At 48.1% G+C, this 16036-nt stretch carries 16 protein-coding genes; 9 read left to right on the forward strand and 7 right to left on the reverse strand.

What is annotated here, in order from left to right; genetic code table 11:
* Nucleotides 1-85: 85 nt before the first annotated feature.
* The 5 genes from ACTHTJ_RS01675 to ACTHTJ_RS01695 all read right to left on the reverse strand — a co-directional run bounded on the left by ACTHTJ_RS01675 (nucleotide 86) and on the right by ACTHTJ_RS01695 (nucleotide 3894).
* Nucleotides 86-520, reverse strand: a complete 435-nt coding sequence (locus ACTHTJ_RS01675; RefSeq protein WP_049328855.1) for an ExbD/TolR family protein — start codon at nucleotides 518-520, stop codon at nucleotides 86-88.
* Nucleotides 521-523: 3 nt separating this feature from the next.
* The gene (locus ACTHTJ_RS01680; RefSeq protein ID WP_440360834.1) at nucleotides 524-1183 is read right to left on the reverse strand and encodes a MotA/TolQ/ExbB proton channel family protein; all 660 of its coding nucleotides are present in this window, start codon (nucleotides 1181-1183) and stop codon (nucleotides 524-526) included.
* A 102-nt stretch (nucleotides 1184-1285) separates the two neighbouring features.
* Nucleotides 1286-2215, reverse strand: coding sequence for an energy transducer TonB (locus ACTHTJ_RS01685; protein WP_070588025.1), 930 nt, complete (start codon nucleotides 2213-2215; stop codon nucleotides 1286-1288).
* 352 nt (nucleotides 2216-2567) lie between these two features.
* Nucleotides 2568-3464 carry a tyrosine recombinase XerC gene (locus ACTHTJ_RS01690; RefSeq protein ID WP_377072512.1) on the reverse strand — a complete coding sequence of 299 codons (897 nt, stop codon included), beginning with the start codon at nucleotides 3462-3464 and terminating at the stop codon, nucleotides 2568-2570.
* A gap of 1 nt (nucleotide 3465) precedes the next feature.
* Entirely contained in the window at nucleotides 3466-3894 is a 429-nt protein-coding gene (locus ACTHTJ_RS01695; RefSeq protein ID WP_440360833.1) for an acyl-CoA thioesterase, read from the reverse strand.
* A gap of 150 nt (nucleotides 3895-4044) precedes the next feature.
* Between ACTHTJ_RS01695 and fba the strand changes: the two genes are divergently transcribed.
* Nucleotides 4045-5109 (forward strand): class II fructose-bisphosphate aldolase, encoded by a 1065-nt coding sequence (fba, locus tag ACTHTJ_RS01700; RefSeq protein ID WP_070608533.1) that lies wholly within the window; start codon nucleotides 4045-4047, stop codon nucleotides 5107-5109.
* A gap of 127 nt (nucleotides 5110-5236) precedes the next feature.
* Nucleotides 5237-6166 carry a glycosyltransferase family 2 protein gene (locus ACTHTJ_RS01705; protein WP_440360832.1) on the forward strand — a complete coding sequence of 310 codons (930 nt, stop codon included), beginning with the start codon at nucleotides 5237-5239 and terminating at the stop codon, nucleotides 6164-6166.
* 65 nt (nucleotides 6167-6231) lie between these two features.
* On the opposite strand, the gene ACTHTJ_RS01710 is transcribed toward ACTHTJ_RS01705, so the two are convergent.
* Nucleotides 6232-7908, reverse strand: a complete 1677-nt coding sequence (locus ACTHTJ_RS01710; protein ID WP_070585084.1) for a formate--tetrahydrofolate ligase — start codon at nucleotides 7906-7908, stop codon at nucleotides 6232-6234.
* A 178-nt stretch (nucleotides 7909-8086) separates the two neighbouring features.
* Between ACTHTJ_RS01710 and ACTHTJ_RS01715 the strand changes: the two genes are divergently transcribed.
* The 3 genes from ACTHTJ_RS01715 (at nucleotide 8087) to ACTHTJ_RS01725 (ending at nucleotide 10080) form a co-directional block, all read left to right on the forward strand.
* A complete protein-coding gene (locus ACTHTJ_RS01715) occupies nucleotides 8087-8518 on the forward strand; it encodes an EamA family transporter (protein WP_003680126.1) in 432 nt (143 codons plus the stop codon).
* 130 nt (nucleotides 8519-8648) lie between these two features.
* Nucleotides 8649-9452 (forward strand): hypothetical protein, encoded by an 804-nt coding sequence (locus tag ACTHTJ_RS01720; RefSeq protein ID WP_070585085.1) that lies wholly within the window; start codon nucleotides 8649-8651, stop codon nucleotides 9450-9452.
* Nucleotides 9453-9486: 34 nt separating this feature from the next.
* A complete protein-coding gene (locus ACTHTJ_RS01725; RefSeq protein ID WP_070585087.1) occupies nucleotides 9487-10080 on the forward strand; it encodes a hypothetical protein in 594 nt (197 codons plus the stop codon).
* 74 nt (nucleotides 10081-10154) lie between these two features.
* Here the strand turns inward: ACTHTJ_RS01725 and ACTHTJ_RS01730 are convergent, their stop codons facing one another.
* A complete protein-coding gene (locus ACTHTJ_RS01730; RefSeq protein WP_070585088.1) occupies nucleotides 10155-11297 on the reverse strand; it encodes an extracellular solute-binding protein in 1143 nt (380 codons plus the stop codon).
* A 308-nt stretch (nucleotides 11298-11605) separates the two neighbouring features.
* Here ACTHTJ_RS01730 and rpsT point away from each other — a divergent pair, with 308 nt between their 5' ends.
* The 4 genes from rpsT (at nucleotide 11606) to aspS (ending at nucleotide 15905) form a co-directional block, all read left to right on the forward strand.
* Nucleotides 11606-11869: a 30S ribosomal protein S20 gene (gene rpsT / locus ACTHTJ_RS01735; RefSeq protein WP_002212556.1), complete on the forward strand. Its 264-nt coding sequence runs from the start codon at nucleotides 11606-11608 to the stop codon at nucleotides 11867-11869.
* A gap of 169 nt (nucleotides 11870-12038) precedes the next feature.
* The gene (locus tag ACTHTJ_RS01740) at nucleotides 12039-13178 is read left to right on the forward strand and encodes a phospholipase A (protein ID WP_070585091.1); all 1140 of its coding nucleotides are present in this window, start codon (nucleotides 12039-12041) and stop codon (nucleotides 13176-13178) included.
* A 150-nt stretch (nucleotides 13179-13328) separates the two neighbouring features.
* On the forward strand, nucleotides 13329-14030 hold the full coding sequence (locus tag ACTHTJ_RS01745) for a DUF502 domain-containing protein (RefSeq protein WP_070585241.1): 702 nt from the start codon (nucleotides 13329-13331) through the stop codon (nucleotides 14028-14030).
* A gap of 66 nt (nucleotides 14031-14096) precedes the next feature.
* On the forward strand, nucleotides 14097-15905 hold the full coding sequence (aspS, locus tag ACTHTJ_RS01750) for an aspartate--tRNA ligase (protein WP_070585093.1): 1809 nt from the start codon (nucleotides 14097-14099) through the stop codon (nucleotides 15903-15905).
* Nucleotides 15906-16036: the final 131 nt, after the last annotated feature.

The raw sequence follows: 16036 nt of genomic DNA on the forward strand, positions 1-16036 counted from the left end.
GCCTGGACATATAGTTACCAAATACAACAAAAGACCGTCTGAAACTTTACTCAAATTTCAGACGGCCTTTACTGTATTCAAAAGATTATTGCGCTTTGGTTTCCGTTACAAAACCAATTTTGCTGATACCGGCTTCGCGTGCCGCTTGCAGGGCTTGGTTAACATAATCGTATTCAACCGCTTTATCCGCCGCAATCGCCACAATCACATCTTCGTTTTTCGCTTTGGCTTCTTTCAGCTTGGCAGTTACCGTTGCCAAATCCACTTTGGTATCGGAATCGCCACCAACGATATAAGCACCACTGGCATCAATGCTCAAACGCAAAGGATCTTTAGGCTGCTTATCCTCTTTCGCCGCTTTTTCCGAAGCAGTCGGCAACTCCAAAGGAATCGAGTGGGTCAGCACCGGCATGGTAATCATAAATACAATCAGCAACACCAGCATCACGTCCACCAAAGGCGTAACGTTGATATCCGACATCGGCGCATCATCGCCGGAATTCATTGATCCGAAAGCCATGGTTTAATCCTTTTGGTTCAGCAGGCGGACATGCAGGTCATGTGCAAATGCGTCCATATCTTGCGCGATGGTTTTTGTACCGCGATTGAGGAAGTTGTACGCCAATACGGCCGGAATCGCCACAAACAGGCCGACAGCAGTCGATACCAAAGCCTCACCAATCGGACCGGCTACCGCAGCAATGCTCATTTGACCGCTTTCGCTGATGCCGATCAGGGCATGGTAAATACCCCAAACAGTACCCAACAGACCGATAAACGGAGCGGTTGCGCCGATAGAGGCCAAAGCGGTCATACCGTAGTCAAACTGGCGCATGGTTTGGGCCAAACTGTTACGGATATGAACGACCAAATATTCGTTCAAAGGCAATTCGTCAATCAGCGATTTGCTCGTCGTTTGACGGTAGTTTTGGTATGCGCGCAGAGACTCATCGGCAACATTGCTCATCGGTGCTTCTACCGCTTTGGCTTTCTGTACAGCATCGGCCAGAGTAAACGCATTCAGCATCACCTCTTTTACCTGAGCATTGCCTTTTTTCGCTTTGCAGTATTTGATGCAGCGGATCACGATAACGCTCCATGTTACCACGCTCATCAACAACATCAGGACAAATACACCAATCAGTACCGCATCACCTGATTTGAAAACTAAACTTAAATCCATAATTTTTCCAAGTTAAAAATAAAATTAAAATTTCTATCGGGTCATTTAAAATCATTTCCCAACAGCATATATTTTCTAATCAATCAGCTTAGGCCTAGATACTTATTCGAGCGTGAATTTGACAGGTACTTTAAATTCAGTCCAAACGCTTGCATGACAGCTACCATCCTTAACGGCTTTACGCGCTGCGTTATCCAGACGACTATAACCACTTGATTTATTCACACTAATTGAATCCACTTTACCGCCGGGACCAACCAAGACTTTCAAAACAACCAAGCCCTCTTCACCATTTTCAGTGGACAGTGAAGGATACGGAGGTCTTGGAATATGGCAGGTTCCTTTTGCAGGATTGCCTTTACTGCTGCCGGCACCTGTACCGCTGCCACCACCTCCGCCACCGGTACCGGAGCCATGTTCGCCTTTCGCACCGCCGCTGCCGGATCCGCTGCCTTCGCCACGGCCGCTGCCTGTACCTTTCGTACCGCCGCCGTTGCCTTTTCCTTCTCCGCCCAAGGCTTTGCCTTCTCCGTTGCCTTTACCGTTTTCAGCAGTGTTCGGCCCGGTTTTGCTGCCTGAGTATTCAGATGCTTTGGGAGATGGTTTAGGTTCTGCCTTCGGCTCTGGTTTTGGTTCAGGTTTTGGCTCGGGCTTCGGCTCAGGTTTGGGTTCCGGCTTAGGCTCGGGCTTAGGTTTCTCGATAGGTTTCGGTTTTTCCTTTTGCTGTACGATATCCGCTTTTTCTTTTTTCGTTACCACAGGTTTGATAACAGGTTTGGGCGGCTCAACAGGCTTAGGTTTGGGTTTCGGCTTGGGTTTCGGTTGTTCGGGGGTTGGCTCGGGGGCTGCAGGTGCGCCTTCGCCCTCAGGACTACCGTCGCCACCGCCGAAATCGCCTAAATCGACAAATTCAATATTCGCCATTTCGACAGGAGGCGGTTTGTGCGCGTGCCATAAAAGTGCAACCAAACCGACGTGAATCAACGCAACGGAAGTCACGACGGCTGGAGTTAAAATTCGTTTTTTATCCATAATTCCGTTATGTTAATAGCAACAATTCCCGTTTGCAAGTCGTTTTACAGTCAAAATAAGCATTAATGCTTATAGAGAAAGTTTATAGACCTGCTGTTTTAAAGGCTGTATATCATAATATGATATTAGCTCTCATTACTAATATTATCAAACAAGCGGCCATCTGAAAAGATAAACGGTATTAAAAAAGCCATCGACTCTTACAATTTTTATGCCATCCGCACATCAGGCCAATATTTAAACCTCATCAGACCGATAAAAATTCAAATGGTTTCAAACCATCTGTATTTTTTATCCATAAAACATCAGGCCGTCTGAAAACATTCTTTCAGACGGCCTGATTCAAACAAAATCATTTTTTCCGTTTTGCCCTTGGGTGCGCCTCATCATAAACGCGCGCCAAATGGTCAAAGTCCAGCTTTGTATAAACTTGCGTAGCGGAAAGGTTGCTGTGACCCAACAATTCCTGTACGGCGCGGATATCGCCCGATGCCTGCAAAAGATGGGTTGCATAGCTGTGTCGCATCATGTGCGGCGAGATATGGCTGGCGCTGCCCACGCGCACTGCCCACGCCTGCAGGCGTTTTTGGATTTGACGCTGCCCCAGCCTGCTACCGTTCTTATTGGTGAACAAGGCCTGCTCTCCCTCTTTGGCAATACGCACCGCCAGATAATCACGCAATGCCGCAATGCTTTTGCCCACCAAAGGCACTTGCCGCTGCTTGCCCCCTTTACCCTTCACACTGACCCAGCCTTCGTCCAAGACAATACCATCCAGATTCAAACCTTGTATCTCGCTCAGGCGCAAACCGCTACCATACATCAATTCAAACATGGCCTTATCGCGCACGTCCAATTCGTCATCAACAGGCGCATGGTCAAGGATATGGTTTAAAGGTTCTTGCGGTAGTGCTTTAGGCAGGCGTTCGGGCAGGCGCGGCGCTTTCATATTAAATGTCGGGTCGCTTTCCATAACTTCTATCTGCACCAGCCAACTGCAATACTGCCGCCATACCGACAATTTCCGCGCCAAGCTGCTTTCGCTCAAGCCCTTTTGCGACAGTTTTTTCAATACCGCCACGAAATCACGGCGCGTCGGCAGGCCGTTTCCCAGGTTATCGGGCAACAGGCGCATCAACTCACTCAAATCGCGCCGATAAGCGGAAACGGTATGCTCCGACTTGCCTTGTTGCAGCAAGGTTTTCAGATAGCGTTCAAGATGAAGCGCAAAATTGTTTGATTCTGCCATTTCAGACGGCCTCCAATGCTGCTTTCAAGGCTGAAGGCAGACGACAGACACGCTGCTTGCCATAATCGAAACACACCATGCCTGTCTGCACTTTCGCCAGCACAAGGCCGTCTGAAATCCTGCAGATACGGTACAGTAAAGAAAAGCCCACACCGGCCACGCCTGCCGCCCCCATTTCTACCGACAGATCATCGCCATGATGACCTTGCGCCAAATACTGCACCGCCGCATCCGCCATAATTAGGCCAGCACCTCCGGCATCCATTTCGCTCCAACCCAGCGTCGCCAGCCAACGCATCCGCACTTCATGGCACAAACGCAACACAGCATCGTTCGCCAGATGGCTGCCATAGTTCACATCGCCCACCTGCACCGTCAAGGCCGTCTGAAACAAAGGCTTATCACACTCGGCCACCGAAATCCTATCCATTTTGCACACCCGTTTTCAATACCACGCCATTATAAACCGAGACCCTGTTCGTTAATATATAAAAACAATGTAACAGCTTGTAGTTTTTCATTTCAAAAAACATTATAATTTATCGGATAAATTTACCCTTCACTACTTCAGGAGCTTCTCATGGCACTCGTATCCATGCGCCAATTATTGGACCATGCTGCCGAAAACAGCTACGGTCTGCCCGCATTCAACGTTAACAACCTCGAACAAATGCGCGCAATCATGGAGGCGGCCGACCAAGTCAACGCCCCCGTTATCGTTCAAGCATCCGCAGGCGCACGCAAATACGCAGGTGCCCCATTCCTGCGCCATCTGATTTTGGCCGCAGTCGAAGAATTTCCACACATCCCTGTGGTAATGCACCAAGACCACGGCGCATCTCCTGATGTATGCCAACGCTCCATTCAACTGGGCTTCTCCTCCGTGATGATGGACGGCTCGCTGATGGAAGACGGCAAAACCCCTTCTTCTTACGAATACAACGTCAACGCCACCCGTACCGTCGTTAACTTCTCCCACGCTTGCGGCGTGTCCGTTGAAGGCGAAATCGGCGTATTGGGCAACCTCGAAACCGGTGAAGCCGGCGAAGAAGACGGCGTAGGCGCAGTGGGCAAACTTTCCCACGACCAAATGCTGACCAGCGTCGAAGATGCCGTACGTTTCGTTAAAGATACCGGCGTGGATGCACTGGCGATTGCCGTCGGTACCAGCCACGGCGCATACAAATTCACCCGTCCGCCCACAGGCGACGTATTGCGTATCGACCGCATCAAAGAAATCCACCAAGCCCTGCCTAATACCCACATCGTGATGCACGGCTCCAGCTCCGTTCCGCAGGAATGGTTGAAAGTCATCAACGAACACGGCGGCAAAATCGGTGAAACCTACGGCGTACCGGTTGAAGAAATCGTCGAAGGCATCAAACACGGCGTGCGCAAAGTCAACATCGATACCGACTTGCGCCTCGCCTCTACCGGCGCCATCCGCCGCTTCATGGCAGAAAACCCAGCCGAATTCGACCCGCGCAAATACTTGAGCAAAACCGTCGAAGCCATGAAACAAATCTGTCTTGACCGCTACCTCGCATTCGGTTGCGAAGGCCAAGCCGACAAAATCAAACCGATTTCTTTGGAAAAAATGGCAACCAAATACGCCAAAGGCGAATTGAACCAAATCGTTAAATAATCCGTATATCGGATTAACACTAAGGCCGTCTGAAAACTTGAAAATAAGGTTTCAGACGGCCTTAGCTTTTGGGAAATTTATAGTAAAATCTTCCACCGACCACACATCAAACACATCGAAAACAAACATGAAACTCGCCGTTATTTTGCCGGCCTATTGTGCCGAAGCTTATTTGCCTGAATGCTTGGATTCGGTATTGAATCAAACATTCCGCGACTTTTTCGTCATCGCCATCAACGATGCTTCAATAGACAAAACCGGTGAAATCCTCGAGGCTTACGCAGCCAAAGATTCACGTTTGCAGGTTTTCCATCTTCCGGAAAACAAGGGCGAGCCGTTTGCCTGCCAATTTGCCATGGATATGCTCAAAGACGTAAAGGTCGAATATGTGGCACGAATGGACGCGGACGATATTTGCGCCTTGGATCGTTTTGAAAAACAAATTCAATTCTTAGACAGCAATCCCGAAATCGATATTGTCGGCAGCCAAGCCACCATCTTTTTCGATGACCAATCTGGAAGAGAACCCGTTTTAAGCGACCTCCCCCTGCTCGACAAAGACATTAAAGCCTTTCTCTCCTTTGCCGCTCAAAACATGTTCAACCCCACCACCATGTGGCGGCACGACAGCATTAAAAACCTCGGGATAAACTACACTGCGACAGAAACCGCTCCCGATTTCCATATGTGGGTGCAATGCGCCCTACATGGCAAAACCTTTGCCAACCTGCCCGAGCCTTTGTTGTCATACAGGATACACACAACTCAAGAAAGCAAAAAAAGAGACAAAATCAACAGATCCGTCCAATACACCATGGAATTGTGGTTCAGCTACCTTTTCCCTGAATTGAACCCAGTAGAAGTAACCCTCTTAAGTCGAATCTTGCATGAAAAGCAACTGCGTTTAACCACTGAAGAGCTGAAAACCATTTTTGCCGCGTATGACAGAATCAGTAAAGACCGCAGCATTTCATTGTTTGGCGAAGACCGCAATACGATGTTCGACATGATAGACAATTTCTTCAATTTCTTAAAAAGCCGGTTGAAATTCACTTAAATCATAAAAGGCCGTCTGAAACCTCGGTTTCAGACGGCCTTTATCTATTTCAAAATCAATCTAAATCAGAACAAGCCGTGAATCACGCCTTCTGCGTCCACATCGATTTTCTCGGCAGCCGGAACTTTCGGCAGACCCGGCATTTTCATCATATTGCCGCACAACGCAACAATAAAGCCTGCGCCTGCGGAAACAGTGATACCGCGCACGGTAATGCGGAAGCCTTCAGGGCAGCCCAAAAGTTTGGCGTTGTCGCTCAAAGAATATTGGGTTTTCGCCATGCAGACCGGCATTTTGTCCAAGCCCAGTTTTTCCAGTGAAGCGATTTCGGCAGACGCTTCCGCGCTGAAATCAACATCTTCCGCACCATACACTTTTTGGGCAATCGCACGGATTTTGTCTTTAATGCTCAACTCAACATCGTAGGCAAACTTGAAGTTATTCGGTTGGTTTTCGATGGCATTGACGACTTTGTGCGCCAAGTCTGCACCACCCGCGCCGCCTTTGCCCCATACTTCGGTCAGAGAAACTTCAACGCCGTGTTCCGCACAGGCTTTTTCAATCATGGCCAACTCGGCATCGGAGTCGGACACGAAGCGGTTGATGGCAACCACCACAGGCAGGCCAAATACGTTTTTCAGGTTGGAAATGTGTTTCAGCAGATTAGGCAGGCCTTTTGCCAACGCTTCGAGGTTTTCTTCTCCGAGGTTGGCACGCTCCACGCCGCCGTTATATTTCAAAGCGCGGACAGTGGCCACGACAACAGCCGCATCAGGTTTCAAATCTGCCAGACGGCATTTGATGTCGCAGAATTTTTCCGCGCCCAAATCCGCGCCAAAGCCTGCTTCGGTAACGGCGTAATCGGCAAGGTGTTTCGCCAAACGGGTAGCCGTTACAGAGTTACAGCCGTGGGCGATGTTGGCGAACGGACCGCCGTGTACAAAAGCCGGAGTACCTTCGATGGTTTGTACCAAGTTAGGCTTAATCGCATCTTTGAGCAATGCCGCCATCGCGCCATTCGCTTTCAAATCTTTGGCGTAAACAGGGCTGCCGTCTTTAGCGTAAGCGACAAGGATGTTGCCCAAACGCTCTTTCAAATCGCTGATGTCTTTGGCAAGACAGAATACCGCCATCACTTCGGAGGCAACGGTAATGTCAAAACCATCGGGGCGCATCACGCCGTCAACAGGTTTACCCATGCCGTCGATGATGTTGCGCAACTGGCGGTCGTTCATATCGACCACGCGACGCCACAGCACACGTTTCGGATCGATGTTCAACTCATTACCTTGATAGATATGGTTGTCGAGCATGGCGGCAAGCAAGTTATTCGCCGCACCGATAGCGTGAAAGTCGCCGGTGAAGTGCAGGTTGATGTCTTCCATCGGCAAAACTTGGGCATAGCCGCCGCCTGCCGCGCCGCCTTTGACGCCGAACACCGGACCCAAAGAAGGCTCGCGCAGGGCAATCACGGCATCTTTGCCGATGTGGCGCAACGCATCCGCCAAACCGATGGTTACAGTGGTTTTGCCCTCGCCCGCAGGAGTCGGATTAATGGCGGTCACCAAAATCAGACGGCCTTGTTTTTGCGGCAGCTTGAATGCCTCGGCAGGATTGATTTTGGCTTTGTAATGACCATAGGGCTCGATGTTGTCAACGTTCAAACCCAGCTTGGCGGCAATTTCACCAATCGGGCGCATGGTGGAAGACTGGGCAATTTCAGCATCGGTTTTGAAGCTCATGATTTTCCTTTATTGAGAGAGGGAAAGGCCGTCTGAAACAATATAATAAAGACGGCTGGAAGAAAAAGAATATTAGTTCTATTATAGCGTTTTCCAAAGACAAACCGCAGTGAAAATTTCGATATTTCATCAACAAGCGGATTCATATTGTCAACAATTTGAAACAAAGGAATAAAATATGAGCAGCAACGCATGGCTATTTTGGGCATTGGCATCGGCAGGCTTCGCCTCATTGACCGCCATTTTCGCCAAAATGGGTTTACAGGGCATAGATTCGGATTTCGCCACATTTATCCGCACCTTGGTCATCCTCGCCGCCTTGGTATTGTTTTTAACCTACACCGGCAAATGGCAGGGCGTGAACGGCTTTACCGGCCGCAACTGGACATTCCTCATCCTATCCGGCCTCGCTACCGGCGCATCTTGGCTTGCCTACTTCAAAGCCCTGCAACTGGGCAACGCCTCACAAGTCGCGCCCGTCGACAAATTCAGCCTGGTCTTGGTCGCCCTGATGGCCGTCGTTTTCTTAGACGAGCGCCCAAGCACGCAGGAGTGGATAGGCTTAGGCTTGGTAACCGCAGGCGTATTGACTTTGGCTTTGAAGCGATAATATATTGATATTTAATAAAAAATTTAAAACAACTACCCAAACGCATACAGATGATCTGATACGATGGCAACATTAGCCTAACAAAAACTAAGCAGGTTCCTAACTTTCCAGCATCTCGGAGAGAATTAATATGAAAAAAATTATACTATTAGTCTTGATGTGTATTCCTTATTTCACCCATGCTGCACTACCTGATAGAAGCAATGCCAAACATAACGGACTCAATATTCAAGAACTATTTGATAAACTTGATATTCAATTTAAAAAATCTACAGATCTAAACAACATTAGAGTAGATACATATACTTACAAAATAAATGCGTTTTTTGATAGGGACAACAAGAGTTATCGACTTCTCCACTACCATTTACGAAATTGGTGTGAACAAAACCACGGAGTTTGGTCATCTGACCTCCCAAATATAGAGACCTACCCAAACTCTGAAGCAGTGGTTTTCCCATCTTTAACTTTTACAGGATATAACTCTTTCGTAAATGTTTCTTGCTCAGGCATAGATAATACCTCTATAACTATTTCTTTTAACACTCAAGAAATCCATATGACCGAACAAGGAAATAATTTGCTAGAAGCCAGAAAGAATCTAAAGTTACAAAAAGAAAAAGAACAGCAGCGTATTTATCAAGCAAGGGAAGAGTGCATCAGAGAACCCCAGCTAAAAATTGAAAAACTTCAAGAGCGGTTAATATCCTCATGGAGGAAAAACCTTAAGATTGGTGATACTATCAACGGTATCAACTTAATCATCAATACAAAAGGTAAGGATTTAGTTGAGATACAAAATCGCTCTAGTGGTAAAAATTACTGGTTTAAACGAACTGAGATACATCCATCAAGACAAATACAAAATGAAATAGACAAACTAACCCTACCTTTCAAAAACGCAATTGCTGATTGCAAGAAAAATCTCTACTAACCCTATTCTTCTATAATTCTTTTAGAGGCACATAATGAGAACCATTAAATTTGTTTCCCTATCTATTTTTATCATTATGCTTAGTGCTTGCTCGGCTACGGATCCTGGATTATTTAAAACAAACCAACCTTTAACGCTTGAACACAGTGAACTTCACGATAATCTGCATTTACCATTTGGCGAATTTAGCAATAAATGGCTGCCGATTGGTGCTGTAAACCAAACCGCACAGCAAATCTCGAAAGCTTTATCATACCTATCCACAAGCAGAGAAACCCTGGGAGTAAAAAATGGAGAGCGGCTAGAGAACTATGCCGCAACAGATAGTTATGGAAATGACCGACATATCATTCAAAAAGCAAAAGACACCTTTCAGGCATGGTGTACACATCATTCGGGTGAAATTGGCACACCTAACACCTACCAAGAAAATTATATAAACCAGGTAATGGTAAGTAAAAATACCCCATCATCAGGAATGTATTACGAACTTAGCGATGCCTATAGTTGCACCAAAAATGGAAAAGTTGTTGCCACACTAGCTTATTCTGAAGGTGAAGTACAAGGTCTTTCCAGTAATTATACTTTCCCTAGTGTCTTGATTTTTGTAAAAGACTGGAATAAATAACCCGCCAACAACAAAAAAGGCTGTCTGAAAAATTTCAGACGGCCTTTGCTTTGCTTCAAACAATCAGCTCACAATTAATTTGAACCGACTTTGATTTTTTGCCACAAGTTGACGGACAGTTTTTTCGCATCCGCGCTCATTTGAGGCATGACGAAACCGTCTTTCATGTCTTGCTCGTTCGGGAAAATAGAACGTGTGTTCACCAGCTCGGCAGGCATTTTTTCGCGTGCAGGTTTGCTGGCCGGTGCGAAGGTTACGGCGATACCGTTTTTCGCAGCCACTTCGGGATCAAGCGTGTAGTTGATGTATTTATGGGCATTGGCGATGTTTTTCGCATCGGCCGGAATCAACCAAGATTCAATCCAGAAGCCCATGCCTTTCGGAGTCAACACTTCAACGCCGACATTGTTTTTCACTTCTTCAGAACGCGCTTTGGCCAAGTTCAAGTCGCCGCCGTTACCTGCCGCCAAGCAGATATCGCCGCGCGCCAGTTCGTCAATGATGGAAGGGCTGAAACGTTTTACATCAGGACGGATAGACTTCAACACTTCCGCCGCCGCTTTCAAATCTTCAGGATTCGAGCCTTTAGGATCTTTACCCAAGTAATTCAACAAGATTGGGAACATTTCGCTCGGGGTATCCCACAACGCGATGCCGCAAGATTTCAGCTTGTTGGTGTATTCGGGTTTGAACAGCAAATCCCAGCCGTTTTCAGGCAATTTTCCGCCTAAAAGCTCCTTGCCCTTCGCCGTAATCGCAATCGTATTCACACCTGAGAAGTATGGAACGGCGTATTGATTGCCCGGGTCGGCGGTTTCCAACATCTTCAGCAATTCAGGGTCGATGTTTTTGTAGTTCGGAATCAGATCCTTATTGATTTTTTGGTATGCACCTGCCTCAATTTGGCGCGGCAGGAAGGCAATACCGGGGACAACCAAGTCATAGCCGGATTTGCCGGTAAGCATTTTGGCTTCCAGCGTTTCGTTGTTTTCATACAAATCATAAGTCAGCTTCAAATTGTTGGCTTTTTTGAAGTCTTCGACTGTACTTTCGTCAACGTAGTTTGACCAGTTGTAGATATTCAAAGTATCGGTGGCGGCTGCTTCGGCATTGGCAGCAGGCGCGCTGCCTGCTTGAGGTTGCTCGGCTTTTTTCTCGCCACCGCCGCACGCGGCCAAAGACAATGCGGCCAATACGGCTAATACAGATTTTTTCATACGGGCAGATTCCTGATGAAAGAGTGGTTAATGTCAATAAATAAGAAACCCTGCACCCCATAAACACCCCGGCGCAGAGTTAGGCTATTGTAATGGAAACGTAAGCAAACGCAAAGCAATATCCATCTGATTTTTATTGAAATAAGGCAAAGCAACACCATCTTTTTACCAAAAGCGTTGCACCAGCTGTCGTTTTTGGGCAAAATACGGCTGATTTGCGCGCGTTTATAGAGAAAAAGCTTGCATACAAGGAAATCTGTCTTTAAAATTGCGCGTTTACAGAATTTATTTTTCAGGAGATATTCAATATGGCAAACAGCGCACAAGCCCGCAAACGTGCCCGCCAGTCGGTTAAACAACGCGCCCACAACGCCAGCCTGCGTACTGCATTCCGTACCGCTGTGAAAAAAGTGTTGAAAGCAGTTGAAGCCGGCGACAAAGCTGCTGCTCAAGCAGTTTACCAAGAATCCGTTAAAGTCATCGACCGTATCGCTGACAAAGGCGTATTCCACAAAAACAAAGCAGCCCGTCATAAAAGCCGTCTGTCTGCTAAAGTAAAAGCTTTGGCTTAATACTGACGCAGATGCCGGAAATCCTGACAATCAAAACAGGATGAATCGAGCTGATACGATGCCCCTGAGGTCCTGCCTTTCAGGGGCATTGCCGTATTCACCGCCCAAACCGACTGAATAAAACCATTTACCCTTTCATCAGGCCGTCTGAAAAACAACGGAAACTCTCATGAACAAGATGTTGAAACATTCCCTAAGTATCGGATTCATTGTCGCCGCCCCACTGGCTGCCGCCGATACCGCCCTACACTGCACCACCATTCAAGACAACGCCACCCGTTTGGCGTGTTACGACAACATCTACTCGGCGCAACTTCCCCCTCAATCCCCACTGCCGCAAGCGCAAACCGAAACCGTCAAAACACCAGTTGACCTCGAAAAAAGCGTGCGCAAGAGCATCGAGAAAAAAGAAGCGGCCATCGTATTCGACAACCCTACCCATCCGAATATTTCAGACGACGTATTAAGCGAAACTGCCGACAGCTACACACCTTTAAGCCTGATGTACGATTTGGATAAAAACGACACACGCGGCCTGTTGAGCGTACGCGAACACAACCCTATGTACCTCATGCCTGTTTGGTACAACAGCAGCCCCAACTACCACCCGGAATCCCCCAGTCGCGGTGTAACCACGCAGGAAAAATTCAGCGAGCAGAAACGCCTCGAAACCAAAATGCAGGTTTCCTTCAAAAGCAAGATTGCCGAAGATTTATTCAAAACCCGTGCCGACGTATGGTTTGGCTACACCCAAAAATCCGACTGGCAAATCTTCAACCAAGGCCGCAAATCCGCACCGTTCCGCAACACCGACTACGAGCCTGAAATCTTCATTACCCAACCCGTTAAAGCAGACCTGCCTTTCGGCGGCAAGCTGCGTATGGTCGGCGCAGGTTTTGTTCACCAATCCAACGGTCAAAGCCGCCCGGAATCGCGATCATGGAACCGCGTTTATGCCATGGCCGGCATGGAATGGGGCAAGCTGACCGTTATTCCTAGAGTTTGGATGCGCGCCTTCGACCAAAAAGGAGATGACGACGACAATCCTGACATCAACAAATACATGGGATACGGTGACTTGAAAGTCCAATACCGCTTCAATGACAAACAAAATGTTTATTCCGTCCTGCGTTACAACCCGAAAAGCGGACGCGGTGCCGTTGAAGCTGCTTATACCTTCCCGCTCAAAGGCAAACTCAAAGGCGTTGTCCGCGGTTTCCACGGCTACGGCGAAAGCCTGATTGACTACAACCACAAACAAAACGGCATCGGCTTCGGCCTGATGTTCAACGACTGGGACGGTATCTGATTCCCCATATTGTTTCAGACGGCCTGTGCAATCAAAGCGGCCGTCTGAAACAATAAAACAAAACAAGCCATTCGTTTAAAATACTCGTTTCCTAGCTCCCAAACGCGTATAATGCAAAGTTTGGGCAAAACTTGCCGGAATGAAACAAAGATGACAGAAGCCGCAGCCGAAAGCGGAAAAATCGCCAAGGCTTTAAAGAAATACCTGATTACAGGCGTACTGGTTTGGTTGCCGATTGCCGTAACCATCTGGGCGATGACCTACATCATATCCGCCGCCGACAGGCTGATCAGCCTATTGCCGGAAAGCTGGCAGCCCCAGCATTTCTGGGGATTCAACATACCCGGTTTGGGCATTGTTGCCGCCACCGTTGTCTTGTTTGTTACCGGCGTATTCGCCGCCAACGTTTTAGGCAGACGGATTCTCGGCGCATGGGACAGCCTTTTGGGACGCATTCCCGTCGTCAAATCCATCTACTCCAGCGTTAAAAAAGTTTCCGAATCCCTGCTCTCCGACAGCAGCCGCTCGTTCAAAACCCCCGTACTGGTTCCCTTTCCACAACCGGGCATTTGGACGATAGCCTTTGTTTCCGGCCATATCCCCGACAAACTCAAAGGCAGCCTGCCGCAAGATGACGACTATATTTCCGTTTACGTCCCAACCACACCCAACCCGACCGGCGGCTATTACATCATGGTTAAAAAAAACGACGTTCGCGAGCTGGACATGAGCGTGGATCAGGCATTGAAATATGTAATTTCACTGGGCATGGTCATGCCGGACGACTTACCGGTTAAAGCCCTATCTGCCCAAAAACCGTCAGAAGACGGTGATACCGAACATAACAATTAAGGTCTTCTTTTTTTTCAGACGGCCTTTCCTTCTTTTTTAAATTGAACAATATAAAAAGGTGATTTTATGCGTACCAACTATTGCGGCCTTATCAGCGAGCAATACTTAGACCAAACCGTTACCGTCAAAGGCTGGGTACACCGCCGACGCGACCACGGCGGTGTGATTTTTATCGACCTGCGCGACCGCGAAGGCATCGTTCAAGTCGTTATCGACCCTGACACTCCGGAAGCATTTGCCGCTGCCGACTCTTCCCGCAACGAATATGTTTTGAGCATTACCGGCCGCGTACGCAACCGTCCTGAAGGCACAACCAACGACAAAATGATTTCCGGCAAAATCGAAATCCTTGCCAAAGAAATCGAAGTTTTGAACGCTGCCGCTACGCCTCCGTTCCAAATCGACGACGAAAACATCAGCGAAAACGTTCGCCTGACCAACCGCGTTATCGACTTGCGCCGTCCTGCCATGCAACGCAACCTGCGTCTGCGTTACCAAGTCGCCATGGGCGTTCGCCGCTACTTGGACGCGCAAGGCTTCATCGACATCGAAACACCGATGCTGACCCGCTCCACTCCGGAAGGCGCACGCGACTACCTCGTACCAAGCCGCGTTCATCCGGGCGAATTCTTCGCTCTGCCGCAATCTCCACAATTGTTCAAACAACTGTTGATGGTTGCTGGTTTCGACCGTTACTACCAAATCACCAAATGTTTCCGTGACGAAGACTTGCGTGCCGACCGTCAACCTGAATTCACTCAAATCGACTTGGAAACCTCGTTCTTAAACGAGGATGAAATCATGGACATCACTGAAGGCATGGCCAAACAAGTCTTCAAAGATGCCTTGAATGTAGATTTGGGCGACTTCCCACGCATGCCTTACTCTGAAGCCATGTTCTACTACGGCTCTGACAAACCGGACATGCGCATCAACTTGAAATTTACCGAATTGACCGATCTGATGAAAACGGAAGAATTCAAAGTCTTCCGTGGTGCAGCCGACATGAAAGGCGGCCGCGTAGTCGCTCTGCGTGTACCGAACGGCGCGAAATTCAGCCGCAAAGAAATCGACGAATATACTAAATTTGTCGGCATCTACGGCGCGAAAGGTCTGGCATACATCAAAGTAAACGATATCAGCAACCTTTCCAACGGCGAAGACAGCGGCCTGCAATCTCCAATCGTGAAATTCCTGTCCGAAAACGCTCTGAAAGAAATCATCGAGCGTACCGGCGCACAAAACGGCGACATCATTTTCTTCGGCGCGGACAAAACCAAAGTCGTGAACGAAGCCATCGGCGCATTGCGTATTAAAGTCGGCTTGGAACACGGCAAAGACAACGGCTACTTCGTAGACGAATGGAAACCTTTGTGGGTTGTCGATTTCCCAATGTTTGAATACGACGAAGAAGCCGACCGCTACGTTGCCGTACACCATCCGTTTACCGCGCCAAAAGAAGGTCATGAAGACCTGATGGTTTCCGACCCTGCAAACTGCTTGGCCCGTGCCTACGACATGGTATTGAACGGCTGGGAAATCGGCGGTGGCTCTATCCGTATCCACCGTGCAGACGTACAAGAGAAAGTGTTTGCCGCGCTGAAAATCAGCCCTGAAGAGCAACAAGAGAAATTCGGTTTCCTCTTGGACAACCTGAAATTCGGCGCGCCTCCTCACGGCGGCCTTGCATTCGGTCTCGACCGTCTGGTTACCCTGATGACCGGTGCCGAATCTATCCGCGACGTGATTGCCTTCCCGAAAACACAACGTGCACAATGTCTGCTGACCAATGCACCTAATGTGGTCGACGACAAACAACTTCGAGAGTTGAGCCTGCGTCTGCGTCAGAAAGCAGTTGAAACAAAAGAAGCATAATTTACCGGCTTAACCTTTAAAATATCAAGGCCGTCTGAAATTTTTGAAATTTCTTTCAAATCTTTCAGACGGCCTTTCTACATTTTGGTCGTTTATATATAATCAACCCGCAAACTGTTTTATTTTAAACG

The organism is Neisseria sp. P0018.S001, from assembly GCF_051957355.1.
Taxonomy (GTDB): Bacteria; Pseudomonadota; Gammaproteobacteria; order Burkholderiales; family Neisseriaceae; genus Neisseria; species Neisseria subflava_A.